Origin of the sequence: Denitratimonas organivorans (genome assembly GCF_037478135.1) — a bacterium.
Taxonomy (GTDB): domain Bacteria; phylum Pseudomonadota; class Gammaproteobacteria; order Xanthomonadales; family Xanthomonadaceae; genus Denitratimonas.
On record NZ_JBBHDV010000002.1, the window covers coordinates 310,125 to 334,965 of the forward strand.

Here is a 24,841-nt window from a genome sequence, read left to right on the forward strand (position 1 = left end):
TGCCGGTCATCGCCGTACCGGAAGCGCGTAGTACGATGCGGCGATGAAAAAAACCACGAGCGACCGGCGCAAGACCGCCGGCAAGAAGGCCCCGGCGCGTCCGGGTTGGATGCCGGACACCTTGATCCAGGCCGAGGCCGAGGAACGCCAGCGAACCGGCGCCGGTGCCGGCAGCGGAAAGGCGACGGGCAAGGCCGCGAAGAAGTCCGCCGCAGGCAAGACCACCGCGCGCAAGGCCACGGCAGCCGCAACGAAGACCGCCGCCAGAAAGACCGCCGGCGCAACCAAGGCGGCCAGATCGGCCGGAACCGCCCGCGCGACTGGAAAGCTGGCGGCCAAAAAATCCGGCGCCGCCACCAAACGTGGCGCCCGGGCTACCTCGCCGGTACCTGCACCGGCGCCCGTTCCAGGCCGCAGCGCGAAAGCCGCGCGTGGCAGGGACGCCGTTGCTGCGACTCCAGCGTCCGGCGCGGCACGTTTCCAGGACCAGTTCGCCGAGCGCGAGGCACGTCGATACGACAACCCCATCGCCAGCCGCGAGGCGATCCTGGCGCTGGTCGCGCAGTCGGACGGCCCGCAGTCGGCCGAAGAACTGGCAGTCAAGCTGCAACTGACCGCACCTGATCGTTTCGAAGCGCTGAGCCGGCGCCTGGCCGCGATGCTGCGCGATGGCCAGCTGCTGGCCAACCGGCGCGGCCAATACGTGCCGGCGCAGAAGACCGATCTGTTGGCCGGGCAGGTGATCGCCAATCCGGAAGGCTTCGGTTTCGTGCATCTGGATGCCGGCGGCGAGGACCTGTTCCTGCCGCCGCGCGAAATGCGCAAGGTGCTGCACGGTGACCGCGTGCTGGCCAGCGTGGTCAATGTCGACCGTCGCGGCCGGCGCGAAGGCGTCATCGTCGAAGTGCTGGAGCGGCGCCTGATGCGGCTGGTCGGGCGTTATGACGAGCGCGCCGGCATCGGCCACGTCACGCCTGATGACAAGCGCGTGCTGCAGGACGTGATGATCCCGCCGGATGCGCGCCACGATGCGCGCCCCGGCCAGCTGGTGGTCTGCGAGATTGTCGAGGCACCGCAACGCGGGCGTCCGCCGATCGGCCGCATCCTGACCGTGCTGGGCGAGGCGCTGACGCCTTCGCTGGTGGTGGAGGTCGCGATCCACGGCCACGGCCTGCCGCATGTGTTCCCGCCGCAGGTGCTGGAACAGGCCAGCGCGGTGCCGCTGGAAGTGCCGGCTACGGTTGCGTCCCAGCGCGTGGATCTGCGCGAGCTGCCGCTGGTGACGATCGACGGAGAAGACGCCAAGGATTTCGACGACGCGGTGTACTGCGAGCCGAACCGCAACGGTTTCCGCCTCGTGGTCGCGATCGCGGATGTTTCGCATTACGTGCAGCCCGGTTCTGCGCTGGACGAGGAAGCCCAGCTGCGCGCCACCTCGGTGTATTTCCCCGGCTTCGTGATTCCGATGCTGCCCGAGACCCTGTCCAACGGCATCTGCTCGCTGCGTCCGGACGAGGATCGACTGTGTTTCGTCTGCGATATGCAGGTCGACCGCGACGGCAAGGTGCGCAGCTCGGAATTCTACGAAGCGGTGATGCGTTCGCATGCACGGCTGTCCTATACTCAGGTCTGGAACGCGATCGGGCACGAGGATCCGGATGCCATCGCACAGCTCGGTGAGCGTCTGCCGCAGATCCAGCATCTGCACCAGCTTTACCGCATCCTGGCCAAGGCACGCAGCGCGCGTGGCGCGATCGAGTTCGAAACCGGCGAAGTGCGCTTCGTGCTCGGCCCGGCCGGCGAAGTGGTGCAGGGCGGCATGACCGAACGCAACGATGCGCACAAGCTGATCGAGGAGTGCATGATCGCGGCCAACGTGGAGGCCTCGCGTTTCCTGCTGGCGCACGACATCCCGGCCCCGCATCGCGTGCACGACCGTCCGCCGGAACAGAAATACGCCGATCTGCTGGAATTCCTCGCCGAATTCCGGCTTTCGATGCCGCCGTGGAACAAGGTCCAGCCCGGTGATTTCACCACGCTGTTGAAGAAGGTGCGCGAGCGTGCCGACAGCGCGCTGATCGAATCGGTGCTGCTGCGTTCGCAAAGCCTGGCGGTGTATTCGCCGCAGAACATCGGCCATTTCGGGCTGGCGCTGGAGGCCTACGCCCACTTCACCTCGCCGATCCGGCGTTATCCGGATCTGCTGACCCACCGTGCGATCAAGCACGTGCTCGATGACGGGCGCGCCGACGATTTCCGTTATGCGCCGCACGATATGGCACAGCTGTGCCTGCAATGCTCCGAGCGCGGACGTCGGGCCGAGGAGGCCGAGCGCGAGGTCGACGAGCGCTATCGCGCGGCCTGGATGGAACAGCATGTCGGCAGCGAGTTCGATGGCATCGTCTCGGGCGTGACCTCGTTCGGCCTGTTCGTGGAAATGACCGACTCCAAGGTCAGCGGACTGGTGCACGTCACCCAACTGCCGAACGACTGGTACCACTTCGACCCGGTGCGCAAGATGCTCAGCGGCGAACGCACCGGCGCGGCGTGGCGTCCGGGCGATCCGGTGCGGGTGCTGGTGCTGCGCGCCAGTGTCGAAGACCGCCGCATCGATCTGCGTCTGGTGCCGGAGCGCACCGCCGCCAAGGCGGACAAGGGCAGTGCGACCAAACCGAAGAAGAAAACCCGTGGCAAGGACTGAGCGCGGCAGGGAGCGCGGCACGATGGCCGGAAAGGACAATGCCCACTGGATCGCCGGCATCAATGCGGTGGCGGCAGCGCTGGAAAATGATCCGGACAATGTGCGCGAGATCATGCTTGAAGCGCGTGCCCGCAACCCGCGCCTGACCGAGCTGACGGAACTGGCGCGCACCCACGGCATCGCCACGCGCACCGTCGCCAGCGAGGTGCTGGACAGGCTCGCCGCCGGTGTCCGGCATCAGGGTGTTGTCGCGCAGTACAGCGCGGCGCGCAGCCTGGATGAAAACGATCTTGCCGTGCTGCTGGAATCGGCTCCGGCGCCGCTGCTGCTGATCCTGGATGGCGTGCAGGACCCGCACAATCTCGGCGCCTGCCTGCGCAGCGCCGCCGCCGCCGGGGCCACGGCGGTGGTGATCCCGCGCGACAAATCCGCGCAGGTCAATGCCACGGTGCGCAAGACCTCGGCCGGCGCGGCTGATCGCATTCCGGTGGTGCGCGTCACCAATCTGGCGCGCACGCTGGAAAGCCTGAAACAGGCTGGCGTCTGGCTGGTCGGCCTGGCCGGCGAAGCGACGCAGGACCTGTACGCAATCGATTTAAAGGGCACGGTTGGCATCGTGATGGGCGGCGAAGCTGAGGGCATGCGGCGGCTGACACGCGAGCATTGCGATTTTCTGGCGCGCATCCCGATGCCGGGTGATATCGAAAGCCTGAATGTCTCGGTCGCGGCCGGTGTCGCACTGTTCGAGGCGGTGCGCCAGCGCCTGGCCGGCTGATCGCGCCTGGCCCGGCGTCACACCGGCATGGCGATGGCGTCCTGATCGGCGCACACTTTGCCTGCACTCCTGCTGGAAATCGCCCATGGATCTGCGTCGTCTGGGTACCGAAACCTTCCACCGAGTTGCACCCTCGGGCAGCACCTTGCAACCACACCACTGGTGGCTGCTGGCGCTGGTGGCCACAGCCGGATTACTGCTGTGGCTGACCGGTTACATCGTTCTCGAACGCAACTGGCTGCCCGGTGCCTTCGGCCTGTTCCTGCTCACTTATGCCGCAGTGGTCGCGGCCGGCAGCCTGCCGGACGAATGGATTTCCCGCCGTCTGGATGACGTGCTGGACCGCTGGGTGCGCGATCACAGTGGTGGCGGCTTCTACGGCATGGTCGCGCTGTCGATCTTTGTCGGCATGGAACTTGAGGCGTTGCTCGATCCGCGTGAGGGCCTGCTGTCGGGCTGGTCCTTCGTCGAAGGCCAGGTGGTGCAGCTGCTGATCGGATTCAGCGTTGAATCGCTGAAGAACATGATCATCGCGATGATCTGGCCGTGGCCGCTGATCGCGCGTGCCGGGCTGGTCAACGCCGCGATCTTCAGCTTTGCTTGCTGGGCGGTATTCGTGCTGGCACGCAACTGGCTGCCGGTGCCTGATTTCACCGCGAAGCCGGAAGTTGAAGACGATGCGTCCGACGACTAAGGCCCGGGTTTTCTGATCAAGCGCCAGGGCATCAGCTGATAAGCGATGCACGCCCGGAGGGCGGACGGCTCGGGTAATCTGCGCATCCCGACCGCCGCCAGGAACCGACCATGGCTTCGCTTTACGATTTCACCGTGCAGGACATCGACGATCAGCCGCGAGCGCTGGAGGAATGGCGCGGCAAGGTGCTGCTGATCGTCAATGTCGCGTCCAAATGCGGTTTCACGCCGCAGTACGAAGGCCTGGAGGCGCTGTACCGCAAGCACGGCCCGGCCGGGTTTGCGGTGCTGGCGTTTCCCTGCGATCAGTTTGGCCAGCAGGAGCCGGGCGATGCGCAGGAAATCAGGAATTTCTGCTCGCTCACCTATGACGTCAGCTTCCCGCTGTTCGCCAAGATCCGGGTCAACGGGCCGGAGGCCGAACCGCTGTACCGCTGGCTCAAGAGCGAGAAGGCCGGCTTCCTCGGCACCGAGGCGATCAAGTGGAACTTCACCAAGTTCCTGATCGACCGTGATGGCAATGTGGTACGACGCTTCGCCCCGAACGATGCGCCGGCCAAGCTGGAAAAGGACATCGTTGCGCTGCTTGGGTGAGGGTCGCCGTGTTCGCGGGATGGTGCGGCGTGTTGCGTCTTGGCGGCAGTCCCCGGCCTTGCGGGTTGAACAATGGCCAGTTCGGTTGCGCCTCGGATCAGATCCGGAACGCAGCCGGGGTTGAAATCATGGGAAAGCCATCCCCGGATGCGGCTGTGCCTTATCCGGGCGACACGGCAGGGAGGCGGCGTGACGGCGTTTCGTGTGTTGCCTCAGCGATAACCCTCGGCCTGCAGGTTGAACAGTTCGGCGTAGAGGCCGTCGGCGGCCAGCAGTTGCTCGTGGTTGCCGGATTCGACGATGCCGCCATCGCGCAAGACGAGAATCCGGTCGGCCATGCGCACGGTCGAGAAGCGGTGTGAAATCAGCACCGTGGTCTTGCCGGCCGACAGTTCCTTGAAACGCTGGAACACCTCGAATTCCGAGCGTGCATCCAGCGCGGCGGTCGGTTCGTCCAGGATCATCACCTGCGCATTGCGCATATAGGCGCGTGCGATCGCCAGCTTCTGCCACTCGCCGCCGGACAGGTCCACACCGCTGCCGAAGCGCTTGCCGAGCATCTGGTCGTAGCCGCGCGGCAGCTTGGCGATCACCGCATCGGCGAGGCTGCGCTGTGCCGCCTGTTCGATGCGCAGCTGGTCTTCGCGCTGATCGATCCGGCCCACCGCGATGTTGTCGGCGGCGTTGAAGTGGTAGCGCACGAAATCCTGGAAGATCACCCCGACATTGGCGCGCAGATCGTCCAGGTCGTAATCGCGCAGGTCCACGCCGTCGAGCAGGATGCGGCCTTCGTCCGGGTCGTAGAGCCGCGCCAGCAGCTTCACCAGCGTGGTCTTGCCGGCGCCGTTTTCGCCCACCAGCGCCACCGATTCGCCGGCACGCAGTTCGAAGGAAAGCCCGCGCACCGCCCAACGTTCCACGCCCGGGTAGCGGAAACCGACGTTCTCGAACACGAAGCCTTCGCGGATCGGTTTTGGAACCGGTCGCGCGTCCGGGCGCGAGAGGATTTCCGGCGTGATGCTGAAGAACGAATACAGGTCGTCCAGATACAAGGCCTGGCTGGCGACCTGCGAGAAGCCGCTCAGCAACCCTTCCAGCAATCCGCGCAGGCGCAGGAAGGAGCCGGCCAGGAAGGTCAGATCGCCGACGGTGAAATCGCCATGCACGGTGCGCCAGGCCAGATACGCATAGGCGCCGTAATAGCCGGCCGTGCCGAGCAGCGACAGCAGGCTGCCCCAGGCCGCGCGGCGCAGCGCCAGCGCGCGGTTGGCACGATAGAACTTCTCGGCCAGCACGCGGTAGCGCGCCACGAGGAAGTTCTGCAGGCCGAAGATCTTCACTTCCTTGGCCGTTTCCACGCTGGCGCCGGTCTGGCGCATGTAGTCCAGCTCGCGCCGCTCCGGGGTCCAGTTGTAGTTCAGCGCATACCCCTGCGCGTTGAAGTGCATTTCACCCAGGAACGCCGGCAGCAGCGCGATCAGCATCAGCCCGATCAGCCACGGCGCGTAGGCCACCAGCCCGGCGGCGAAGGCGATCACGGTGAGGATGTCCTGGGCCTGGCCGAACAGCTGGCCCATCAGCGGGCTGCGGCCCATGGTCTGGCGGCGCGCGCGTTCCAGCTGGTCCTGCAGCTCGCTGTCTTCGAAATCCTCAAGATCCAGCGTCGCCGCGTGTTCCATCAGCCGCACGCTGGCGGCATTGACGTACAGCTCGGACAGCGCGGTATCGACGAATCCGACCGCGCGCCCGAGCACGTCGGACAACAGCGCCAGGCCGAATTCGGCGGCCAGCAGCAGCGCGAGGTGGTCCAGCACGCCACTGCGCCAGGCCTCGGCCAGACCCGTATCCAGTGCCGGCCCGCCGGTCAGCGCGATCACCTCATCGATGATCAGCTTGGCGATGTACAGCGTGGTGACCGGCAGCAGTGCGCGGATCAGGCGCAGACAGACGGTGGCCGTGGTCAGCAGCCGGCTGGTCTGCCAGACCTGGGCCAGGAACGGCGCCAGGTTGCGCAATGCGGTGACGCGCTGGCGCAGTGATTGCGACTGCGCCGGCAATGGCCCGCGCTTCAAGGAGCGCCGGCCTCGATGCGCCGCGCGATGTCGGCCTGGTCAAGGCCCAACGCCAGGCCGATTTCCTCAAGCGCGGCCCGCTCACGCGCGAACAGGCGACCATCGGCATGCGCCACGCGCACCAGGGTGTCGAACAATTGCGCCAGCTCCGGTGAGCCGACCGGGTGCAGTGCACGGATGCGCGCCACTTCGCCGGCTACTTCGATCTGGCGCATCTTGCCGCGCTCGAACGCATCGCTGGCCAGCGCCAGGCCGCCGCTGGGCAGGTTCATCTGTTGCATCAAGGCATTCACCACCTCGGCCTCGTGGCTGGTGACGATGCCGTCGGCCTTGGCGACATAACCGATCAGCCCGAACAGCACTTCCACCGGCACCTTGCGGTCCTCGGCAAGCTTGCCGCCGGTGAACAGGTCGCCAACTGCGCTGCGCAGGTCGCGCAGGATGCCGGACAGGCCGGCGCTGGGGTTTTCCGATGCCATCTCGTGTTCTCCGCAAAGGATGGGGAAGGGCGCAGGCGCCCGGCCACAAAAGGCTCGACGGGGCGCACTGCCCCGGCCGGCGCCCCCATCGTAAACTGTCGTTTCCCGAAAGCCACCCCTTCAAAGGCAGCCGTGCGCACCATTTCCCAGAACGACCTGATCCAGTCCATTGCCGACGCCCTCCAATACATCAGCTACTACCACCCGGTCGACTACATCCGCAGCCTCGCCGTCGCCTATGAGCGCGAGGAATCGCCGGCAGCCAAGGACGCGATGGCGCAGATCCTGATCAACTCGCGCATGTGCGCCGAGGGCCACCGCCCGATCTGCCAGGACACCGGCATCGTCACGGTATTTCTGGAAGTGGGCATGGACGTGCGCTGGGAGGGCTTCACCGGCTCGCTGGAAGACGCCGTCAACGAAGGCGTGCGCCGTGCCTATGCGCATCCGGACAACAAGCTGCGCGCCTCGGTGCTGGCCGATCCCGCCGGCACGCGGCGCAACACCCGCGACAACACCCCGGCCGTGGTCAATATGAAGATCGTCGCCGGCGACAAGGTCGATGTGATCGTCGCAGCCAAGGGCGGCGGCTCGGAGGCCAAATCCAAGTTCGCCATGCTCAACCCGTCCGATTCGGTGATCGATTGGGTGATGAAAACGGTGCCGACGATGGGTGCCGGCTGGTGCCCGCCGGGCATGCTCGGCATCGGCATTGGCGGCACCGCCGAGAAGGCGATGCTGCTGGCCAAGGAATCCCTGATGGAGGCCATCGACATCCAGGAGCTGATCGCACGCGGCCCGTCCAACCGGATCGAGGAGATGCGCCTGGAGCTGTACGAAAAGGTCAACGCGCTGGGCATCGGTGCTCAGGGTCTGGGCGGCCTGACCACGGTGCTCGACGTCAAGATCAAGGACTACCCGACCCACGCCGCCAACCTGCCGGTGGCGATGATTCCCAACTGTGCCGCCACCCGTCATGCGCACTTCACGCTGGATGGCAGCGGGCCGGTCGCGCTGGATCCGCCCTCGCTGGAGGATTGGCCGAAGCTGACCTACAACCCGCAGAACGCGCGCCGCGTCGATCTGGATACGATCACCCGCGAGGACGTCGCCAGCTTCAAGCCCGGCGAAGTGCTGCTGCTCAACGGCAAGATGCTCACCGGTCGCGACGCCGCGCACAAGCGCATCGTCGACATGCTCAATAAGGGCGAGCCGTTGCCGGTCGATCTGCGCGGACGCTTCATTTACTACGTCGGCCCGGTCGATCCGGTGCGCGATGAGGTTGTCGGCCCGGCCGGCCCGACCACGGCCACGCGCATGGACAAGTTCACCGATCAGGTGCTGGAACAGACCGGCCTGCTCGGCATGATCGGCAAGGCCGAACGCGGCCCGGCGGCGCTGGAGGCGATCCGCAAGCACCAGTCGGTGTATCTGATGGCGGTCGGTGGCTCGGCCTATCTGGTGTCCAAGGCGATCCGCGCCGCGAAGGTGGTTGGTTTCGAGGATCTGGGCATGGAAGCGATCTACGAGTTCGAGGTCAAGGACATGCCGGTGACCGTCGCGGTGGACTCGCAGGGCGTGTCGGTGCACGAAACCGGCCCGCGCCAGTGGCAGGCTCGGATCGGCAGGATTCCTGTCGTTGTGGTGTGATCGGATTCACAGGCGGGGCCGGTTGCGGCATGCTGGTGTGGCAATCGCGTGTTTGACGAGTACGGCCGATCGGGGCGGCCGCTTTCCAGGGGAGATGCCATATCCATGTTGAGGCGGGTCGAGCACGGGGAAGGGTTCGAAGTCCACTTCAGTCTGACCGGAGGGGTGTTGCGGGCACAGGTGGAGGGCCTGCACGATTCGTTCGAAATATCGGTCGCGTACTGGGCAAAGATCGCAGAGGAACGCCGCCGCTGCGACGTACGGCGGGTGCTGGTGATCGAGAACCTCATTGAGGACGGCCGCCCCGATCAGCTGCTGGCGCTGTTCGAAAGGCTGACCACGATGGGCTTTGACGGCTGCAAGGTCGCCTTTGTCGACAACGGCAATGAGCAGCTCTCGCTACACGAGCACATCGCGATCCTGGCGCGCGAGCATGGCATCCTCGCCGCCGTCTTCAGCGAGGAATCAGCCGCCACGATCTGGCTGCGGCACGGTGAGGAATAGGCAAGAGGCGGAGCACGTCGCGTGTTGCGCTGCAGATGCTGTGGCTTTGCATGTTCCTGTGTCGGTGAGCGCAACTTGAGGGCTGAAGTCCGCTTTCCGGTATCAGGCAGATGTCTTCAGCAGCGCCCGCTACCAACGGTATGAAAAGGACCAACAAAAAAGACCCGCCGAAGCGGGTCTTTTTTGATCCAACCAAGTTGGTTGAGATGGCGTCCCCACGGGGATTCGAACCCCGGTCGCAACCGTGAAAGGGTTGTGTCCTAGGCCTCTAGACGATGGGGACCTAAGTTGTTGGTGGAGCTAATCGGGATCGAACCGATGACCTCTACAATGCCATTGTAGCGCTCTCCCAGCTGAGCTATAGCCCCACGTGCTGGAAAGACGACCATGTTAGGCTGCATTTTGCGATTCGTCAAGCGTTGTTTGCGGGCTGTTTGTTGCAGACTCATGCGTCGATGATCGAGCGCGATTCCGGTGGCGTTTCGTGGCATCGCTGAGCGGGCCGGGGATCGCGTTGCAGACTGTGCGGCGAGTGACCCTGTTCGGCGAGGAATTCCAGCCATTTGCCGAGGAACACATTCATCTGCAGGCGGTGCCCGAGCAGGGTCTGGGGCGAGGGGTGCAGGCCCAGCACGTCCTGCCAGCGGCGTCCGACATAGCAGTGCGTGGCTTCAAGCACGCGCGCGTCGTGGTAGCGCCGCAGGAAGGCGGATGGATCCGGCTCGCCGGTCATCGGATCCCTGATGTCGTAGGTCAGACGGTATTCGGTGGTGTAGCGGTGCTGCTGCATCACGTGCAGGTGCAGATCCAGGCCATCGCCAAGGCTGGAGCGCCAGTGTCCCAAGCCACAGCGGTGCGGCATGAACATGCGTTCGAAGCGGTCGAAATTTTCGCCATACAACGCCATCAGGTAGCCGAAGCGCGAGGCGCGCGGCAGGGTCGGGGTGGTGGCTTCGGCGAGGTGCATGGGCGTGGTTTCGGCTCCGGTTCCGGGTTCAGTACAGGTGCTTGTCGATATTGAGCTGGGACATCACCTTGCTGGCGATCTCCTCGATCGAGGTATTGGTGGTGCTCAGCGAGGGCAGGCCCTCTTGGCGGAACAGCGCTTCGGCGGCTTGCACTTCGCGCTTGCAGGTTTCCAGCTTCGCGTAGTGGCTGTCGGGACGGCGCTGCTGGCGGATCTGTTGCAGCCGCATTGGATCGATGGTCAGGCCGAACAGCTTCTTGCGGTGCGCGCGCAGGCGTGGCGGCATGCCGCCGCCTTCCAGATCTTCTTCGGTGAGCGGGTAATTGGCGGCGCTGACGCCGAAATGCAAGGCCAGATACAGGCAGGTCGGGGTTTTGCCCGAGCGCGATACGCCCACCAGGATCACGTCGGCGTCGTCGTAGTGCACATCGATGCCGTCATCGTGGGTCAGCGCATAGTTGGTGGCGTTGATCCGGGTTTCGTACTTGGCGAAATTGACGATGCCATGGGCGTGGCCGACCTTGGCCTGGCGGGTGGTGCCCAGTTCGGCTTCCAGCGGCACGATGAACGGGGCGAACACATCCATCATCAGCGCGCCGCTTTCCGCCAGCACCGCGGTCAGCGTGCCATCGACCACGGTGTTGACGACGATCGGGCGAACGCCGCTGCGCTCACCGGCTTCGCGGATGCGCTGGGATGCGCTGCGGGCCTTGGATTCGCTGTCCACGAACGGAATCCGCTGGGTCGCGAATTCCACATCCGGGAACTGCGTGAGCAGGCTGCTGCCGATGGTTTCCGCGGTGATGCCGGTGCCATCGGAGATGTAGAAGACGGGGCGTAGCGCGGCCATTGCGGCTCCTTCTGAGGTTTGCCGCAGTGTAGCCAGCGCCCTGTGGCAATGCGATCAGATCGGTGCTGCGGCTCACAGCCGGGCTGTCACGCGCTTGTAAGGAGGGCGCGGCGCGGCCAGAATACCGCACCGCATCAAACGTCCTTTCCCAATCGGAGCCGCCGAGTGATCCCGCACGTTTTGTGGCTGCATGAGCTGCGTCTGACCGACCTTGCCCAGGTTGGCGGCAAGAACTCCTCGCTCGGCGAGATGATCGGCAACCTCGCCAAGCTGGGTGTATCGGTGCCCGGCGGCTATGCCACCACGGCCGACGCCTTCCGCGAATTCATCGCCCACAACAATCTGGAACAGCGCATTTTCGATCGCTTGGCCGGGTTGGATGTGGAAGATGTCGACGCGCTGGTCAAGGCCGGCCGCGACATCCGCAACTGGGTGATCGAAGCCCCGCTGCAGCCGGCGCTGGATACCGCGATCCGCGAGGCCTACGCCAGACTCTGCGCCGACAACGGTGGCGGTGAGGTAGCCGTCGCGGTGCGTTCTTCAGCCACCGCCGAAGACCTGCCCGATGCCAGCTTCGCCGGGCAGCAGGAAACCTATCTGAACGTCACCGGCGCCGACGATGTGGTGGTGAAGGTCAAGGAAGTCTTCGCCAGTCTCTACAACGACCGCGCCATCGCCTATCGCGTGCACCACGGCTTCAAGCACGAGGATGTGTTCCTGTCGGCCGGCGTGCAGCTGATGGTGCGCTCGGATATCGGCGCGTCCGGCGTGCTGTTCACGCTCGACACCGAATCCGGCTTCCGCGACGTGGTCTTCGTCACCGCCAGCTACGGTCTGGGTGAAATGGTGGTGCAGGGCGCGGTCAACCCGGACGAGTTCTACGTCTACAAGCCCACGCTCAAGGCTGGCAAGCACGCGATCCTGCGCCGCTCGCTCGGCGCCAAGCAGCTGCGCATGGTGTATTCGGATGTGCCCGGCGAGCGCGTGCGCACCGAGGACACGCCGGTCGAACTGCGCAGCCGCTTTTCGCTGTCCGACGAGGACGTGCAGGAACTGTCGAAGCAGGCCCTGATCATCGAGCAGCACTACGGCCGCCCGATGGACATCGAATGGGGCAAGGACGGCGCAACCGGCAAGCTCTACATTCTGCAGGCGCGTCCGGAAACGGTGAAATCGCGCGCACGCGCCACCCAGATCGAGCGTTTCACGCTGCAACAGCGCGGCCCGGTGCTGGCCGAAGGCCGCGCCATCGGGCAGAAGATCGGCAGCGGCGTGGCGCGCGTGGTGCGCTCGCTTGAGGACATGGCGCGGGTGCAGCCCGGTGACGTGCTGGTGGCCGACATGACTGATCCGGACTGGGAGCCGGTGATGAAGCGCTCGGCCGCCATCGTCACCAATCGCGGTGGCCGCACCTGCCATGCTGCGATCATCGCGCGCGAACTGGGCGTGCCGGCCGTGGTCGGCACCGGCGATGCGTTGAGCCGGATCACCGATGGCGAGCACGTCACGGTGAGCTGCGCCGAGGGCGATACCGGCTTCATCTACGAAGGCGCGCTGCCGTTCGAGCGCACCACCACCGATCTGGACAATATGCCGCCGGCGCCGCTGAAGATCATGATGAACGTCGCCAACCCCGAGCGCGCGTTCGACTTCGGCCAGTTGCCCAACGCCGGCATCGGTCTGGCGCGGCTGGAAATGATCATCGCCGCGCATATCGGCGTGCATCCCAAGGCGCTGCTCGAATACGACCGCCAGGATGCCGACACCCGCCAGCGCATCGACGAGCGCATCGCCGGTTATTCCGATCCGGTCGGTTTCTATGTCGACCGCCTGGCCGAAGGCATCGCCACGCTGACCGCCTCGGTCGCGCCCAACCCGGTGATCGTGCGGCTGAGCGATTTCAAGTCGAACGAATACGCCAACCTCATCGGCGGCCAGCGCTACGAGCCGGACGAGGAGAACCCGATGATCGGCTTCCGTGGCGCCAGCCGCTATGTCGATCCCTCGTTCGCGCAGGCCTTCGAGCTGGAGTGCCGCGCGGTGTTGCGTGTTCGCGAGGACATGGGGCTGGACAATCTGTGGGTGATGATCCCGTTCGTGCGCACGCTGGACGAGGGCCGCAAGGTCATCGAGGTGCTGGCGAAGAATGGCCTTCGCCAGGGCGAGAACGGCCTGAAGATCATCATGATGTGCGAGGTGCCCTCGAACGCGCTTTTGGCCGACGAGTTCCTCGACATCTTCGATGGTTTCTCGATCGGCTCCAACGATCTGACCCAACTCACGCTTGGGCTGGACCGCGATTCGTCCATCGTCGCGCACCTGTTCGACGAGCGCGATCCGGCGGTCAAGAAGCTGCTGTCGATGGCGATCAAGACCGCCCGTGCGCGCGGCAAGTACGTCGGCATCTGCGGTCAGGGCCCGAGCGACCATCCGGATCTGGCGCAGTGGCTGATGGAAGAGGGCATCGAATCGGTGTCGCTCAATCCTGACACCGTGGTCGACACCTGGTTGAAGCTGGCAAAGGCGAAGAACGCAGCCGGCTGATGCCGCTCATCGCCAAGGCCTGATCACGAAACGCCGATGCCCACGCATCGGCGTTTCCGTATCCGCCAGCGGTGCGCGTGCTTACAGCAGCAAGGCCAGCACGAACACGCCCAGCATCAGGAACGCGATGCCGATCTTCGCGATCGTGCCCAGCAGCAACCCGATCCAGGTGCCGATGCCCACGCGCGTGGCCAGCGTGCTTTTGCGGCTGTAGGCAAGCTCGCCCAGAAACGCTCCGATGAACGGCCCCAGCACCACGCCGATCAACCCGAAAAACAGCCCGACCACGGTACCGATCGCGGCACCGATCAATGCCAGCCGGCTCGCACCCACGCGCTGCGCACCGATCAATCCGGCCAGCAGGTCCAGGAACACCGACAACAGCGTCAGCACGCCCAGCACCACCAGCATGCCGGGCCCGAGCAGGCTGAAATTTCCGGCCCAGGCCACCATCAGCATGCCGGCGAACATCAACGGCACGCCCGGCAGCGCCGGCAGCACGATCCCGACGATGCCCACCAGCAACAGCAGGCCGCCGAGGATGTAGAACGCCAGCGAAATATCCATTCGAAATCCAGCGGGAAAGTGGTCGAATCATCGCCGATCGCGGCTGTACCGCAGATGGCGCAGGCCGTGGCGAGGCCCGGGAGTGGCTCAAAGTCATCGCCGCACCCGCCATCCACGATAGAATCTGCTGATGGACCACGATGCCCGCCTTGTTGAAATCGAAACCCGCCTGGCCTTCCAGGAGCTTGCCCTGGGCGAGCTCAGCGATCTGGTCAACCGCCAGCGTCTGGAACTGGAGGCGCTGCGGCATGCCTTTGCGCAGGCCAGCGCGGAACTGGGCGCGCTGCGTGACGGACTGAGCCCGCCAGCGGCGAACGAACCACCCCCACATTACTGAGCAATATTGCGATGAGCGATTCCCTCAAGGACCAGTTGATGAAGCTGGGCTTCAAGGCGCCGCCGCGCGAGGAGCGCCGCCCAGCGGACGAACCACGCCGTGGTGGGGAAAAACGGAGCCAAGGCAGGCGGCCGGGCCGGCCTGCGGCAAAACCGGGTGCTGGCGACAACCATCGCAAGCCGCAGCGCAATGCCGGCAGTAAGCGTGAGGACATCGATCTGGCCAAGGCCTATGCGATCCGCGCGCAGAAGGAAAAGGACGAGCGCATCGCCGCCGAAAAGCAGCGCCAGGAAGAAGCCCGCCAGCGCCGCGAAGCGCGCGCGAAATTGACCGAACTGCTGAACCGCGTGCGGCTGAATCTGGACAATGCCGAGATTGCGCGCCATTTCGAATATGGCGGCAAGATCCGTCGCGTGCACGTGGATGACGCCCAGCTCAAGGCGCTCAATGCCGGTGAACTGGCCGTGGTGCAACTGGGCGGGCGCTACCATCTGGTCAGCCTGGCCGATGCGCAGGCCGCCGAGGCGATCATGCCGGGTTCGCTGGCGCTGCGCGTGGACCCGAACGCGCCGCCGGAAAACGACGAATACGCCGATCCGAAATATCAGGTGCCCGACGATCTGGTCTGGTAGTCTGAAACACCCGCCTAGGCAGGACCCGCCATGCGCCACGCGTCGTATGCCTTGCCGGTCCTGTTGCTGGTGGCGTTGACGTCCGGCGCCGCGCCGGCACCGCGCTTCCCGTCCGCTGCGGTCTGGCACCAGGACATTTCCACAGCCGCCACGCATCCTGATTCGACCGACATGATCGCCACGCTCGCCAAGGTCGGTGGCTGGGGCAACAGCAATCGGATGCAAATAGATTTTTCGCTGCATGTGCGGCAGCTCGCGCCGGGCGAAAGCGCGCCGCGTCATCCGGTCATTGCGCATCGCATATACGGCGATTACTACTTGCCCGATTGCGAGCCGCTGGGCAGCACCATGCCGGTGCCGGCTGACGCCGCGTTCGAGGGCAACGCTGGCCTTGCCTGTGACAACACCGCTGCCGATTGCCATCTGATCGTGGTCGAGGGCCAGACCTTGTATGAACTGTATGCCGGCAACCTGCAAGACGGCGTGCTGGATGCGATGTGTCTGGCGGTCTGGGATCTGGCCACGGTCTACCCGCCGCAGGGACGCGGCGAACACTGCACCAGCGCCGATGCGGCCGGGTTCCCGATCGCGCCGTTGCTGCCCAATGCCGATGGCGTGGCGGCCGCGGTGGCGCAACCCGATGGCGATCTGGGCCATGCGATCCGCTTCATCCTGCCCAACAACCGCATGGCCTCGGATGCTCCATTGGGAGGTGTTGGTGGTCGCTTGTACGTGCGCCCGGCCAGCCATGCCGGCAGCCCTTCAGGGCCGGTCGGCTCGGTGCCGTATGGTGCGCGGTTGCGTTTGCGCGCCGACTTCGACATGAGCGGCTACAACGATGCGGCGCGCGTGATCCTGCGCACGATGCAGCGCTACGGCATCGTGCTGGCCGATGGCGGCAATATCGCGTTGACCTTTGAATCGGACCGCCACACCGGCACCACATGGGCGGCACTGGGCATCACGTCGCATGTTTTCTGGAGCGACAGTGACGGCAACCACAGTCCGGTCAAGGTGACGGATTTTTCCGTGATCGATACCGGGCCGCGCATCGCCGAAACCTACGATTGCGTGCGCACGCCGATCGTGCCGGGGCAAGGGATATTCCGCGACGGTTTCGAGGGGTGAGGCCGGGCCGGCAGATTCAGTGCCGGGTGGGTAAGGTTTGCACCATGCGCCCGCGCAGCTGCGCCGGGTCCTCGCCTTGCGGTGGCACCAAGGCGTGCAGCGATACGCCCAGTTCGAGTGCGTCGCTTTCGTCCATGCCGTCCAAGGCCCGGAAGTCGGCATCCATCAGCGCCGCGCGGGCGCTGTCGGGGCTGTCGTAGTTCAGCGTGTTGCCGTCGCTGTCGAGCACTTCGGCGGTGCCCGACTCCCGGATCCGCAGCCGGCTCCAGATCAGGGTGTTGCCCAGCACCACCAGCCACCATTGTCCATTCGGGTTGGAAGCCTCGTCCATGGTTGGTTTCCTCAACGGTAGAACAGCCACAGCGCGCCACTGACCAGCAGCGCGATCAGCATGCACCACAATGCCAGACTGGCCGGCGTGGCCAGGCCGTTGAGCGAGGTATCGCCCAGTGTCTTGTGGCGGTGAAGCAGCAGCCATTTCAGGCCCTTCGGCGAGGCGAAGGGAAACGCCCCGAAGCTGCGCAGCAGTTCGGGGTGACGGTCGCGCAGATGCACCAGCGACATCGGCCAGAACAGCACGAAGGCCATCGCACCGGAAATGGCGACCGCCAGCGTGGTCAGCGCAAGAAAGATGCCCACCGCTCAGTACTCGGCGCTGCCAGGCACGCGCGGGTAGGGGATCGCATCGCGGATGTTGGACAGGCCGCAGACATAGACCACCAGGCGCTCGAAGCCCAGGCCGAAGCCGGCATGCGGCACCGTGCCGTAGCGACGGAAATCGCGGTACCAGCCGTAGTGTTCGCGGTCCAGGCCGAACTGGTCCATGCGCTGGTCGAGCACGTCCAGGCGCTCTTCGCGCTGACTGCCGCCGATGATTTCGCCGATGCCCGGCGCCAGTACGTCCATCGCTGCGACGGTCTTGCCGTCATCATTCAGGCGCATGTAGAAGGCCTTGAAGTGCTCGGGGTAGTTGACCACCACCACCGGCCGGCCGACGTGCTGTTCGGTCAGCCAGCGCTCGTGTTCGGTTTGCAGGTCCAGGCCCCACTCGGCCGGGAATTCGAACTTCTGCCCGGACTTTTGCAGCAGCGCCACCGCATCGGTGTATTCGATGCGCTCGAACGGTGCGTTGATGAAGGTTTCCAGCCGCGTCACCGCATCCTTCTGCACGCGCTCGGCGATGAAGGCCATGTCGTCGGCGCGCTCGTCCAGCACTGCGCGGAACAGGTATTTGAGGAAGGCTTCGGCCAAGTTGGCGTTGTCGTTGAGATCGGCGAAGGCGATTTCCGGCTCGATCATCCAGAACTCGGCCAGATGGCGCGTGGTGTGGCTGTGCTCGGCGCGGAAGGTCGGACCGAAGGTGTAGACCTTGCTCAACGCCAGTGCGAAGGCCTCGACGTTGAGCTGGCCGGACACGGTCAAGAAGGTTTCCTTGCCGAAGAAATCGCGGGAAAAATCGACTTCGCCCTTGTCGCTGCGCGGCAGGTTGGCCAGATCCAGCGTGGACACGCGGAACATCTGACCTGCGCCTTCGGCATCGGAGGTGGTGATGATCGGCGTGTTGACCCAGTAGAAGCCCTGCTCGTGGAAGAAGCGGTGCACCGCCTGCGCCAGACAGTGGCGGATACGGGTCACCGCGCCGAACAGGTTGGTGCGCGGGCGCAGGTGTGCGACTTCGCGCAGGAACTCCAGCGAGTGCGCCTTGGGCTGGATCGGGTAGGTTTCCGGGTCTTCGACAAACCCGGTCACCTCGATCGTTTCAGCCTGGATCTCGAAGGCCTGGCCGGCGCCCTGAGAAGGCGTCAGCGTGCCGCTCGCGATCACTGCGCAACCGGCGCTCAGATGCTTCACTTCTGATTCGTAATTGGCCAGCGTCGCCGGCGCCACGATCTGGATCGGCGCAAAGCACGAGCCGTCGCTGAGGTTGACGAAACTCAACCCGGCCTTGGAATCGCGCCGGGTGCGGACCCAGCCGCGCACGGTAACCTGGCTGCCGGCGGCAATCGCGCCCGACAGAGCCTGTTTCACGCTGACCACTGACATCGCCTTGAATCTCCACGCCATCGGGCGCATCTGTATGGGTCGGCAATGATAAGGCAAGCGGCGTGCCGCATGGCATGGACGCAAGCACGCCACGGCGCTACCGTCGCGCCAGGCATCCCACAGTTTGCAGGACTTTCGCGATGAGCATCCAACTTACCCCGGCCGCGCTGGAACGCGCGCGCCGTTTCCTCCAGGGCGATCCGGCCAGTGTCGGCCTGCGTTTCGGCGTCAAGCGCACCGGCTGCTCGGGCTGGGGCTATCTGGTCGACGTGGCGCACCAGCGCAACGAGCGCGATCAGGTGTTTGAACAGGATGGCGTCACCGTGCTGGTCGATGCCGACAGCCTGGCACTGGTGGACGGCACTACGATCGATTTCGTCAAGCGCGGGCTGAATCAGGAATTCGTGTTCCAGAACCCGAACGCCACCGCCGCCTGCGGCTGCGGCGAAAGCTTCACCACGCAGGATTCCTGAGCGCTGCGGCATGACATGTCGCAGCACCGAAAGGCTCAGCCCTCGGCCACCTTCATCAACACCAGGCCGGCGATGATCAGGCCGGCCGCCAGCAGGCGCAGCGGCGAGGCTTGTTCGCCCAGCACCAGCACCCCGACCATGAAGGCCCCGGCGGCGCCGATGCCGGTCCACACGGTATAGGCCGTGCCCAGGGGCAGATCGCGCATCGCGCGCGCCAGCAGCGTGAAGCTGGCCAGCATGGCGATCACGGTGACAATCGACGGGGTCAGGCGACTGAAGCCGTGCGATAGCTTCATCGAATACGCCCACACGATTTCCAGCAAACCCGCGAAAAACAACAGAATCCAGGCCATCAGACATCTCCGGCGGAAAACCGGGCCGTCCCGTCTGGATGCCCGCGGCGCGGGGGAGGTCGTCCTCCTGGAAGACCGGCGACATGCCGTCACCGGGCCGTGAAGGCTGGCATATCCAGCCCGGCAATGGGCGGTGAACACCACGCCCCTTGGCCGATGCCAACAGCGCCCAATCCTTGCGCCAAGCCCCGGATTGCACTAAAATTCGCGCCCCTTGTCCACACCGGACAAGGCCCTTGCCTCACTGCCGCGCGGCTCTGCGCCCCGGCGGGAGGCTGTTCGCCGGCAACGATGCCGGCGTCATCCACAAGGAAACAACCCATGCGTCATTATGAAGTCGTGTTCCTGGTCCATCCGGACCAGAGCGAGCAGGTGCCTGCCATGATCGAGCGCTACAAGGCGCTGATCGAAGGCGACAACGGCAAGATCCACCGTCTGGAAGACTGGGGCCGTCGCCAGCTGGCCTATCCGATCCAGAATCTGGTCAAGGCCCACTACGTGCTGCTCAACATCGAGTGCACCGACGCGGTGCTGGAAGAACTGGTCTCGGTGTTCCGCTTCAACGATGCAGTGCTGCGCCACCTGGTGATCCGCCGCGATGCGGCCGATACCGAGCAGTCCTTCATCATGAAGACCAAGGACGAGAAGCCCGAGCGTCGCCGTCGCGATGACGATTCCGAGGGCGGCCGGTCGGGTTCGACCGAGTCCGAAGCCAGTGATAGTGATGAGGAAAGCAGCGAAGAAAGCGCTGCCTGACTGCCCGCCCACAAGGAATAGATCACCATGTCCAAGTTCTTCCGTCGCCGCAAGTTCTGCAAGTTCACCGCCGAGGGCGTGACCGAGATCGATTACAAGGATCTCAACACCCTGCGCCAGTACATCACCGAGACCGGCAAGATCGTGCCCAGCCGCATCACCGGCACCAAGGCCAAGTACCAGCGGCAGCTCTCCACCGCGGTCAAGCGCGCCCGTTACCTGGCGCTGCTGCCTTACACCGACAACCACCTCTGATCCTGCCGCCGGCACCTGCGGGTGCCGGCCTTGTGTTCGGACAGCCTCACGTTGCGGTCGTGCCGGAGCCCCGGCACGGCTGCTAACGAACCTGGAGTCATCAACGTGCAACTCATTCTTCTTCAGAAAGTCATCAACCTGGGCAGCCTGGGCGACACCGTCACGGTGAAGCGCGGCTACGGCCGCAACTATCTGGTGCCGCAGGGCAAGGCCGTGCCAGCCACGCCCGACAACATCGCCATGTTCGAGACGCGCCGCGCCGAATTCGAAGCCAAGGCCACCGCGTTGCTGGGCGACGCCGAAGCTCGCCTCGCGCGCTTTGCCGACGCCAGCGTCAAGATCGGCGCCAATGCCTCCACCGAAGGCAAGCTGTACGGCTCGGTCGGCCCGCGCGACATCGCCGAAGCCTTCACCGCCGCCGGCTTGCCGCTGGAAAAGTCGGAAGTCATCCTGGGCGAAGGTCCGCTGCGCCGCACCGGCGAGTTCGAGGTGCTGCTGCAACTGCATGCCGATATCGAAACCACGGTCAAGGTCGTGGTTGAACCTGAAGCCTGATCAGGTATCGGTTCTTCGTGTGACAGACAACGGGCGCTTCGGCGCCCGTTGTCGTTTTGCGGGTTTGCACTTGATGCACGGATTCATGCGGGGTGGGTGAAGAGGCCCGATACCTGTGCGGGGCGCAAAGTTTTCCCGGTTCTCCTCCACTTTTCCACAGGCTTGTCACCTGCGCTGCGGCGGCGCTGGCCGTATCATGGGGTGTCCTGCTGGTTCCGAAGGTGCGCGTTGCATGGCTGCCGTCTTTCCCCGTCCCGAGCGTTCCGAGCGGCCTGATCCGCGCGTGGATGCGTTGCGTGTTCCGCCCAGTTCGATCGAGGCCGAGCAGGCCGTGCTCGGCGGCCTGATGCTGTCCAGCGAGGCCTGGGACAAGGTCGCCGATCGACTGGTCGAAGAGGATTTCTACCGCCGCGACCACCAGCTGATCTTCCGCGCGATCGGGCAGCTGGCCAATGACGGCAAGCCCTGTGATGCGATCACTCTGGGCGAGTGGTTTGAAGCCCAGAACCTGGACGAACAGGTGGGCGGCAGCGCCTACATCATCGAGCTGGCCAGCACCACGCCGAGCGCGGCCAACATCATGGCCTATGCCGACATCGTGCGGGAAAAGGCGATCCTGCGGCGGCTGATCGATGTCGGCACGGACATCGTCAACGATGCTTTCCAGCCGGCCGGACGCAGCAGCCGCGAGGTTCTGGAAGGCGCCGAACAGGCGGTGTTCAAGATCGCCGAGGCCGGCGCGCGTGGGCGCACTGGCCTGCAACCGATGAAAGGCGCGGTCAAGGATGCCTTCCATCTGTTGCAGCAGCGCTATGCCAACCAGGGCGCGCTGACTGGTCTGCCAACCGGTTTCATCGACTTCGATGCGCTGACTGCCGGATTGCAACCCTCGGACCTGATCATCCTGGCGGCGCGCCCGGCGATGGGAAAGACCTCGCTGGCACTGAATATCGCCGAATACTCGTCGCTCAAGACCGGCAAGGCGGTGGCGGTGTTTTCGATGGAAATGTCGGCCAGCCAGCTTGCGTTCCGCCTGATTTCCTCGCTGGGCCGGGTCGATCAGCAGAACCTGAAGACCGGCAAGCTCGAAGACCAGGACTGGAGCCGGGTCACCAGCGCGATCACCATGCTGACCGAATCCAAGATCTACATTGACGACACCCCGGCGCTGTCACCGGTGGAACTGCGCTCGCGTGCCCGCCGCATGGCGCGCGAGCATGATCTGGGGCTGATCGTCATCGACTATCTGCAGCTGATGCAGGTGCCCGGCAACAAGGAAAACCGGGCCACCGAAATCTCGGAAATCTCGCGTTCGCTCAAGGCCTTGGCGAAGGAACTGAATGTGCCGGTGATCGCGCTTTCCCAGCTCAACCGCTCGCTGGAAAGCCGTACCGACAAGCGCCCGGTGATGGCCGACCTGCGCGAATCCGGCGCCATCGAGCAGGACGCGGACATGATCGTGTTCATCTACCGCGACGAGTATTACAACAAGGAATCGCCGGACAAGGGTCTGGCCGAAGTGATCATCGGCAAACACAGAAACGGCCCCACCGACACGGTGAAGCTGGTGTTCAACGGCCGCTTCACGCGCTTTGACAACTACACCGCGCAGCCGTACTCGGGGGCGATGGAGTGAGCCGGCAGGTTGTGGCCCGGATCGATGGCGCCGCCATCGCCGCCAACTACGCGCTGTTGCAGCGCCGTGCCAGCGCCAGCCGCGTGCTGGCCGTGCTCAAATCCGATGCCTACGGTCATGGCATCGAAACTGCCGCGCGGGCGCTGCGCCATGCCGAGGCGTTCGGTGTGGCCACGCAGGCCGAGGCGGAGACCCTGCGCGCAGCCGGATTCACCCAGCCGATCGTGCTGTTCGGCGGGTTCGATGCGCCGCAGGACATCGCCCGGCTGGGGCAGCAGGACATCCGCCCGTCGATCCACCATCCGGCCCAGCTTGCGATGCTCGAAGCCCAGCCCGATGCCGGGCCGCTGCATGTCTGGCTGAAACTGGACAGCGGCATGAACCGGCTCGGTTTTCCGCCGGAAGAATTCGGCGACGCGCTGACGCGGCTGCGGGCGATGCCGAATGTGGCGCCGGACATCGTGCTGATGACGCATTTCGCCGCCTCCGACGAGCCGGATCCGGCCACGGTCGCGGCACAGCTTGCGGTGTTCCGCGAAGCCACCGCCGGCAGCGGATTGCCGCTGTCGCTGGCCAACTCGGCCGCCGTGCTCGACCACCCGGACACGCATGGCGACTGGGTGCGTCCGGGTGGCGCACTCTATGGTCTGACCACCAAGCCGGGACGCTGGGGCGTGCACGAGGGTTTGCAACCGGCCATGCGCCTGTCTACGCGCCTGATCGCGATCCGGGAAAAACCCGCCGGCGCCTGCATCGGTTACGGCGGCAGCTTCACCTGCCCGACGCCCATGCGCGTGGGTGTCGCGGCGGTCGGTTATGGCGATGGCTATCCGCGTCATGCCGCGCCCGGCACGCCGGTACTGGTTCACGGCCAGCGCTGTGAACTGATCGGCCGGGTGTCGATGGACCTGATCACCCTTGATCTGTCCGCCGCAGCGCAGGCGCAGGTCGGTGACGAGGTGGTGCTGTGGGGTGATGGGCTGTCGGTGGAAGAGGTCGCGGCCTGCGCCGGTACCATCAGCTACGAGCTGACCTGCCGGCTGACGCCCCGGGTGCATTACGTCGAGGCCTGAAGCAACACCTTCCGGCGTGCAGCCGAGCTGGCTGCAAGCTTGCGTGGACCGTGTCATCGGGCACGGCGGCGCTATAGTGATTCGCCCGATGCCGCCTGTACGAGAACCCCGTGGCCAAGCGACCCAAACCCGCGCCCCCGCCGGCGCCCGACGAGGTGGCGCTGTTCCATGAGGCGATCGGCCCGGTGCGGCGTCTGGAAGAACAGGCACCCGCACCACGGCCAGCGCCGCCCGCGCCGCGTCCCCGCTCGCGTGAGCAGGACGAAGCCCGGGCCCTGCATGAATCACGTTTCGAGCCCTTCAGCGCTTCGCCGCTGGGTCCGGGCGATGTGCTCGAATACCTGCGCGACGGCCACTCGCCGCGCCTGCTGCGCCAGCTCAAGCGCGGCCAGTACGCGGTGCAGGATGAAATCGACCTGCATCGCCTGACCCAGACCCAGGCTGAAGCAGTGCTGCGCGAGTTCCTGGCCGAAGCCCGCTACGAACAGAAGCGCTGCGTGCGCATCATCCACGGCAAGGGCCTGCGCTCGGGCGATCCGGGTCCGGTGCTCAAGTCACTGGTGGACCGCGTGCTGCGGCTGCGTGCCGACGTTCTGGCCTTCGCTTCGGCGCCCGCGCGCGATGGCGGCAGCGGCGCGGTGCTGGTGCTGCTGACCGGTTGATGGATGCCTGCGCACGCTGCGGCTAAGCTGGCCGGTCATGTGCAACAGGAGCCTTCAAACGTGGCCTACTCATCCATCTTGTTCGTGTGCATGGGCAATATCTGCCGCTCGCCCTTGGCCGAGGGCATGGCGCGGGCGGCGCTGGAGGCTGCCGGGCTTGATCTGCGGCTGGATTCGGCCGGCACCCACGATTACCACATCGGCCGTGCGCCGGACCCGCGCGCCCGTGCGATCGCACGCGAAGCCGGCTGTGACATCGATGGTCTGCGTGCACGCCAGGTGGATGACGAGGACTTCCACCGCTTCGATCTGATCCTTGCGGCCGATGCCGCCAATCTGGCCTTGCTGCAACAGCGGCGTCCGCGTGATGCCTGCGCCGAGCTGGCGCTGCTGCTGCCCTGGTGCGGCGCTGCGCCGGGCACCGAACTGCCGGATCCGTACTACGGTGAAATTGATGATTTCCGCCACGTGACCGGCTTGCTGCGCGATGCGATGCCGCGCTTGGTGCAGCGCGTGCAGGGGCGGGCATAATGGCGCTTCGT

General features: G+C 65.3%; 27 protein-coding genes and 2 tRNA genes. 18 read left to right on the forward strand and 11 right to left on the reverse strand.

The genetic code is table 11. The features are described from left to right. Positions 1 to 43 precede the first annotated feature (43 nt). From rnr to WDB66_RS03745, 4 genes are all read left to right on the forward strand, one after another. A complete protein-coding gene (gene rnr, locus WDB66_RS03730; RefSeq protein WP_489670811.1) occupies positions 44 to 2,701 on the forward strand; it encodes a ribonuclease R in 2,658 nt (885 codons plus the stop codon). A gap of 22 nt (positions 2,702 to 2,723) precedes the next feature. Continuing rightward, the gene (gene rlmB / locus WDB66_RS03735) at positions 2,724 to 3,476 is read left to right on the forward strand and encodes a 23S rRNA (guanosine(2251)-2'-O)-methyltransferase RlmB (protein WP_339397197.1); all 753 of its coding nucleotides are present in this window, start codon (positions 2,724 to 2,726) and stop codon (positions 3,474 to 3,476) included. Positions 3,477 to 3,561: 85 nt separating this feature from the next. Further along, positions 3,562 to 4,170: a hypothetical protein gene (locus tag WDB66_RS03740; RefSeq protein ID WP_339397198.1), complete on the forward strand. Its 609-nt coding sequence runs from the start codon at positions 3,562 to 3,564 to the stop codon at positions 4,168 to 4,170. Between the two features lie 110 nt (positions 4,171 to 4,280). Next, entirely contained in the window at positions 4,281 to 4,763 is a 483-nt protein-coding gene (locus WDB66_RS03745) for a glutathione peroxidase (RefSeq protein WP_339397199.1), read from the forward strand. A gap of 212 nt (positions 4,764 to 4,975) precedes the next feature. Here the strand turns inward: WDB66_RS03745 and WDB66_RS03750 are convergent, their stop codons facing one another. Together WDB66_RS03750 and WDB66_RS03755 are read right to left on the reverse strand one after the other, a co-directional pair. Next, entirely contained in the window at positions 4,976 to 6,835 is a 1,860-nt protein-coding gene (locus tag WDB66_RS03750) for an ABC transporter ATP-binding protein (RefSeq protein ID WP_339397200.1), read from the reverse strand. Further along, positions 6,832 to 7,314, reverse strand: a complete 483-nt coding sequence (locus WDB66_RS03755; protein ID WP_339397201.1) for a TerB family tellurite resistance protein — start codon at positions 7,312 to 7,314, stop codon at positions 6,832 to 6,834. Before WDB66_RS03755 ends, WDB66_RS03750 begins: the two co-directional genes overlap by 4 nt. Before the next feature lie 132 nt (positions 7,315 to 7,446). On the opposite strand from WDB66_RS03755, the gene WDB66_RS03760 reads away from it, so the two are divergent. Together WDB66_RS03760 and WDB66_RS03765 are read left to right on the forward strand one after the other, a co-directional pair. After that, complete coding sequence (locus WDB66_RS03760; RefSeq protein WP_339397202.1) at positions 7,447 to 8,964, forward strand: fumarate hydratase; 1,518 nt, start codon at positions 7,447 to 7,449, stop codon at positions 8,962 to 8,964. Positions 8,965 to 9,069: 105 nt separating this feature from the next. Then, positions 9,070 to 9,468, forward strand: coding sequence for a hypothetical protein (locus tag WDB66_RS03765; RefSeq protein WP_339397203.1), 399 nt, complete (start codon positions 9,070 to 9,072; stop codon positions 9,466 to 9,468). A gap of 207 nt (positions 9,469 to 9,675) precedes the next feature. Here the strand turns inward: WDB66_RS03765 and WDB66_RS03770 are convergent. The 4 genes from WDB66_RS03770 to ppsR form a co-directional block, all read right to left on the reverse strand. Beyond that, positions 9,676 to 9,751, reverse strand: a tRNA-Glu gene (locus WDB66_RS03770). 9 nt (positions 9,752 to 9,760) lie between these two features. Beyond that, positions 9,761 to 9,836: transfer RNA gene (locus tag WDB66_RS03775), tRNA-Ala, on the reverse strand. 77 nt (positions 9,837 to 9,913) lie between these two features. Further along, positions 9,914 to 10,435 carry a DUF1249 domain-containing protein gene (locus WDB66_RS03780; protein ID WP_339397204.1) on the reverse strand — a complete coding sequence of 174 codons (522 nt, stop codon included), beginning with the start codon at positions 10,433 to 10,435 and terminating at the stop codon, positions 9,914 to 9,916. Positions 10,436 to 10,463: 28 nt separating this feature from the next. Further along, on the reverse strand, positions 10,464 to 11,285 hold the full coding sequence (gene ppsR / locus WDB66_RS03785; RefSeq protein WP_339397205.1) for a posphoenolpyruvate synthetase regulatory kinase/phosphorylase PpsR: 822 nt from the start codon (positions 11,283 to 11,285) through the stop codon (positions 10,464 to 10,466). A 165-nt stretch (positions 11,286 to 11,450) separates the two neighbouring features. Here ppsR and ppsA point away from each other — a divergent pair, with 165 nt between their 5' ends. Continuing rightward, a complete protein-coding gene (gene ppsA / locus WDB66_RS03790; protein ID WP_339397206.1) occupies positions 11,451 to 13,829 on the forward strand; it encodes a phosphoenolpyruvate synthase in 2,379 nt (792 codons plus the stop codon). A gap of 81 nt (positions 13,830 to 13,910) precedes the next feature. Here the strand turns inward: ppsA and WDB66_RS03795 are convergent, their stop codons facing one another. Continuing rightward, positions 13,911 to 14,396: a DUF456 domain-containing protein gene (locus WDB66_RS03795; RefSeq protein ID WP_339397207.1), complete on the reverse strand. Its 486-nt coding sequence runs from the start codon at positions 14,394 to 14,396 to the stop codon at positions 13,911 to 13,913. 130 nt (positions 14,397 to 14,526) lie between these two features. Between WDB66_RS03795 and WDB66_RS03800 the strand changes: the two genes are divergently transcribed. Genes WDB66_RS03800 through WDB66_RS03810 form a run of 3 tightly spaced genes read left to right on the forward strand, consistent with a single transcriptional unit; the run spans position 14,527 to position 16,493 of the window. Beyond that, complete coding sequence (locus WDB66_RS03800) at positions 14,527 to 14,733, forward strand: SlyX family protein (RefSeq protein WP_339397208.1); 207 nt, start codon at positions 14,527 to 14,529, stop codon at positions 14,731 to 14,733. Between the two features lie 11 nt (positions 14,734 to 14,744). After that, positions 14,745 to 15,365 carry a DUF2058 domain-containing protein gene (locus WDB66_RS03805; protein WP_339397209.1) on the forward strand — a complete coding sequence of 207 codons (621 nt, stop codon included), beginning with the start codon at positions 14,745 to 14,747 and terminating at the stop codon, positions 15,363 to 15,365. Between the two features lie 30 nt (positions 15,366 to 15,395). Then, positions 15,396 to 16,493: a hypothetical protein gene (locus WDB66_RS03810; protein ID WP_339397210.1), complete on the forward strand. Its 1,098-nt coding sequence runs from the start codon at positions 15,396 to 15,398 to the stop codon at positions 16,491 to 16,493. Positions 16,494 to 16,509: 16 nt separating this feature from the next. Here WDB66_RS03810 and WDB66_RS03815 read toward each other — a convergent pair whose 3' ends face one another. Genes WDB66_RS03815 through asnS form a run of 3 tightly spaced genes read right to left on the reverse strand, consistent with a single transcriptional unit; the run spans position 16,510 to position 18,536 of the window. Continuing rightward, positions 16,510 to 16,824, reverse strand: coding sequence for a hypothetical protein (locus tag WDB66_RS03815; RefSeq protein ID WP_339397211.1), 315 nt, complete (start codon positions 16,822 to 16,824; stop codon positions 16,510 to 16,512). Between the two features lie 11 nt (positions 16,825 to 16,835). Further along, positions 16,836 to 17,132, reverse strand: coding sequence for a hypothetical protein (locus tag WDB66_RS03820; RefSeq protein WP_339397212.1), 297 nt, complete (start codon positions 17,130 to 17,132; stop codon positions 16,836 to 16,838). A 3-nt stretch (positions 17,133 to 17,135) separates the two neighbouring features. After that, the gene (asnS, locus tag WDB66_RS03825) at positions 17,136 to 18,536 is read right to left on the reverse strand and encodes an asparagine--tRNA ligase (protein WP_339397213.1); all 1,401 of its coding nucleotides are present in this window, start codon (positions 18,534 to 18,536) and stop codon (positions 17,136 to 17,138) included. 140 nt (positions 18,537 to 18,676) lie between these two features. On the opposite strand from asnS, the gene WDB66_RS03830 reads away from it, so the two are divergent. After that, the gene (locus WDB66_RS03830; protein WP_339397214.1) at positions 18,677 to 19,009 is read left to right on the forward strand and encodes a HesB/IscA family protein; all 333 of its coding nucleotides are present in this window, start codon (positions 18,677 to 18,679) and stop codon (positions 19,007 to 19,009) included. 35 nt (positions 19,010 to 19,044) lie between these two features. On the opposite strand, the gene sugE is transcribed toward WDB66_RS03830, so the two are convergent. After that, positions 19,045 to 19,362, reverse strand: coding sequence for a quaternary ammonium compound efflux SMR transporter SugE (gene sugE / locus WDB66_RS03835; protein ID WP_339397215.1), 318 nt, complete (start codon positions 19,360 to 19,362; stop codon positions 19,045 to 19,047). 321 nt (positions 19,363 to 19,683) lie between these two features. Here sugE and rpsF point away from each other — a divergent pair, with 321 nt between their 5' ends. The 7 genes from rpsF to WDB66_RS03870 all read left to right on the forward strand — a co-directional run bounded on the left by rpsF (position 19,684) and on the right by WDB66_RS03870 (position 24,830). Continuing rightward, positions 19,684 to 20,118, forward strand: a complete 435-nt coding sequence (gene rpsF, locus WDB66_RS03840) for a 30S ribosomal protein S6 (RefSeq protein ID WP_339397216.1) — start codon at positions 19,684 to 19,686, stop codon at positions 20,116 to 20,118. Positions 20,119 to 20,145: 27 nt separating this feature from the next. Then, a complete protein-coding gene (gene rpsR, locus WDB66_RS03845) occupies positions 20,146 to 20,373 on the forward strand; it encodes a 30S ribosomal protein S18 (RefSeq protein ID WP_339397217.1) in 228 nt (75 codons plus the stop codon). 105 nt (positions 20,374 to 20,478) lie between these two features. Next, on the forward strand, positions 20,479 to 20,928 hold the full coding sequence (gene rplI / locus WDB66_RS03850; protein WP_339397218.1) for a 50S ribosomal protein L9: 450 nt from the start codon (positions 20,479 to 20,481) through the stop codon (positions 20,926 to 20,928). 232 nt (positions 20,929 to 21,160) lie between these two features. Next, entirely contained in the window at positions 21,161 to 22,564 is a 1,404-nt protein-coding gene (locus WDB66_RS03855; RefSeq protein ID WP_339397219.1) for a replicative DNA helicase, read from the forward strand. After that, positions 22,561 to 23,637: an alanine racemase gene (alr, locus tag WDB66_RS03860; RefSeq protein ID WP_339397220.1), complete on the forward strand. Its 1,077-nt coding sequence runs from the start codon at positions 22,561 to 22,563 to the stop codon at positions 23,635 to 23,637. Before WDB66_RS03855 ends, alr begins: the two co-directional genes overlap by 4 nt. A 110-nt stretch (positions 23,638 to 23,747) precedes the next feature. Next, positions 23,748 to 24,299, forward strand: coding sequence for a Smr/MutS family protein (locus tag WDB66_RS03865; RefSeq protein WP_339397221.1), 552 nt, complete (start codon positions 23,748 to 23,750; stop codon positions 24,297 to 24,299). Positions 24,300 to 24,359: 60 nt separating this feature from the next. Continuing rightward, on the forward strand, positions 24,360 to 24,830 hold the full coding sequence (locus WDB66_RS03870; RefSeq protein ID WP_339397222.1) for a low molecular weight protein-tyrosine-phosphatase: 471 nt from the start codon (positions 24,360 to 24,362) through the stop codon (positions 24,828 to 24,830). Positions 24,831 to 24,841: the final 11 nt, after the last annotated feature.

Excerpts from the sequence above, each read along its gene's own strand:
- WDB66_RS03765 (WP_339397203.1), top strand. The coding sequence starts at position 9,070 with ATGTTGAGGCGGGTCGAGCACGGGGAAGGGTTCGAAGTCCACTTCAGT.
- asnS (WP_339397213.1), bottom strand. The coding sequence starts at position 18,536 with ATGTCAGTGGTCAGCGTGAAACAGGCTCTGTCGGGCGCGATTGCCGCC.
- WDB66_RS03740 (WP_339397198.1), top strand. The coding sequence starts at position 3,562 with ATGGATCTGCGTCGTCTGGGTACCGAAACCTTCCACCGAGTTGCACCC.
- rpsR (WP_339397217.1), top strand. The coding sequence starts at position 20,146 with ATGTCCAAGTTCTTCCGTCGCCGCAAGTTCTGCAAGTTCACCGCCGAG.
- WDB66_RS03805 (WP_339397209.1), top strand. The coding sequence starts at position 14,745 with ATGAGCGATTCCCTCAAGGACCAGTTGATGAAGCTGGGCTTCAAGGCG.
- WDB66_RS03800 (WP_339397208.1), top strand. The coding sequence starts at position 14,527 with ATGGACCACGATGCCCGCCTTGTTGAAATCGAAACCCGCCTGGCCTTC.
- ppsR (WP_339397205.1), bottom strand. The coding sequence starts at position 11,285 with ATGGCCGCGCTACGCCCCGTCTTCTACATCTCCGATGGCACCGGCATC.
- WDB66_RS03755 (WP_339397201.1), bottom strand. The coding sequence starts at position 7,314 with ATGGCATCGGAAAACCCCAGCGCCGGCCTGTCCGGCATCCTGCGCGAC.
- rpsF (WP_339397216.1), top strand. The coding sequence starts at position 19,684 with ATGCGTCATTATGAAGTCGTGTTCCTGGTCCATCCGGACCAGAGCGAG.
- WDB66_RS03745 (WP_339397199.1), top strand. The coding sequence starts at position 4,281 with ATGGCTTCGCTTTACGATTTCACCGTGCAGGACATCGACGATCAGCCG.
- WDB66_RS03830 (WP_339397214.1), top strand. The coding sequence starts at position 18,677 with ATGAGCATCCAACTTACCCCGGCCGCGCTGGAACGCGCGCGCCGTTTC.
- rlmB (WP_339397197.1), top strand. The coding sequence starts at position 2,724 with ATGGCCGGAAAGGACAATGCCCACTGGATCGCCGGCATCAATGCGGTG.
- sugE (WP_339397215.1), bottom strand. The coding sequence starts at position 19,362 with ATGGCCTGGATTCTGTTGTTTTTCGCGGGTTTGCTGGAAATCGTGTGG.
- WDB66_RS03810 (WP_339397210.1), top strand. The coding sequence starts at position 15,396 with ATGCGCCACGCGTCGTATGCCTTGCCGGTCCTGTTGCTGGTGGCGTTG.
- WDB66_RS03780 (WP_339397204.1), bottom strand. The coding sequence starts at position 10,435 with ATGCACCTCGCCGAAGCCACCACCCCGACCCTGCCGCGCGCCTCGCGC.
- WDB66_RS03855 (WP_339397219.1), top strand. The coding sequence starts at position 21,161 with ATGGCTGCCGTCTTTCCCCGTCCCGAGCGTTCCGAGCGGCCTGATCCG.
- rnr (WP_489670811.1), top strand. The coding sequence starts at position 44 with ATGAAAAAAACCACGAGCGACCGGCGCAAGACCGCCGGCAAGAAGGCC.
- WDB66_RS03795 (WP_339397207.1), bottom strand. The coding sequence starts at position 14,396 with ATGGATATTTCGCTGGCGTTCTACATCCTCGGCGGCCTGCTGTTGCTG.
- WDB66_RS03815 (WP_339397211.1), bottom strand. The coding sequence starts at position 16,824 with ATGGACGAGGCTTCCAACCCGAATGGACAATGGTGGCTGGTGGTGCTG.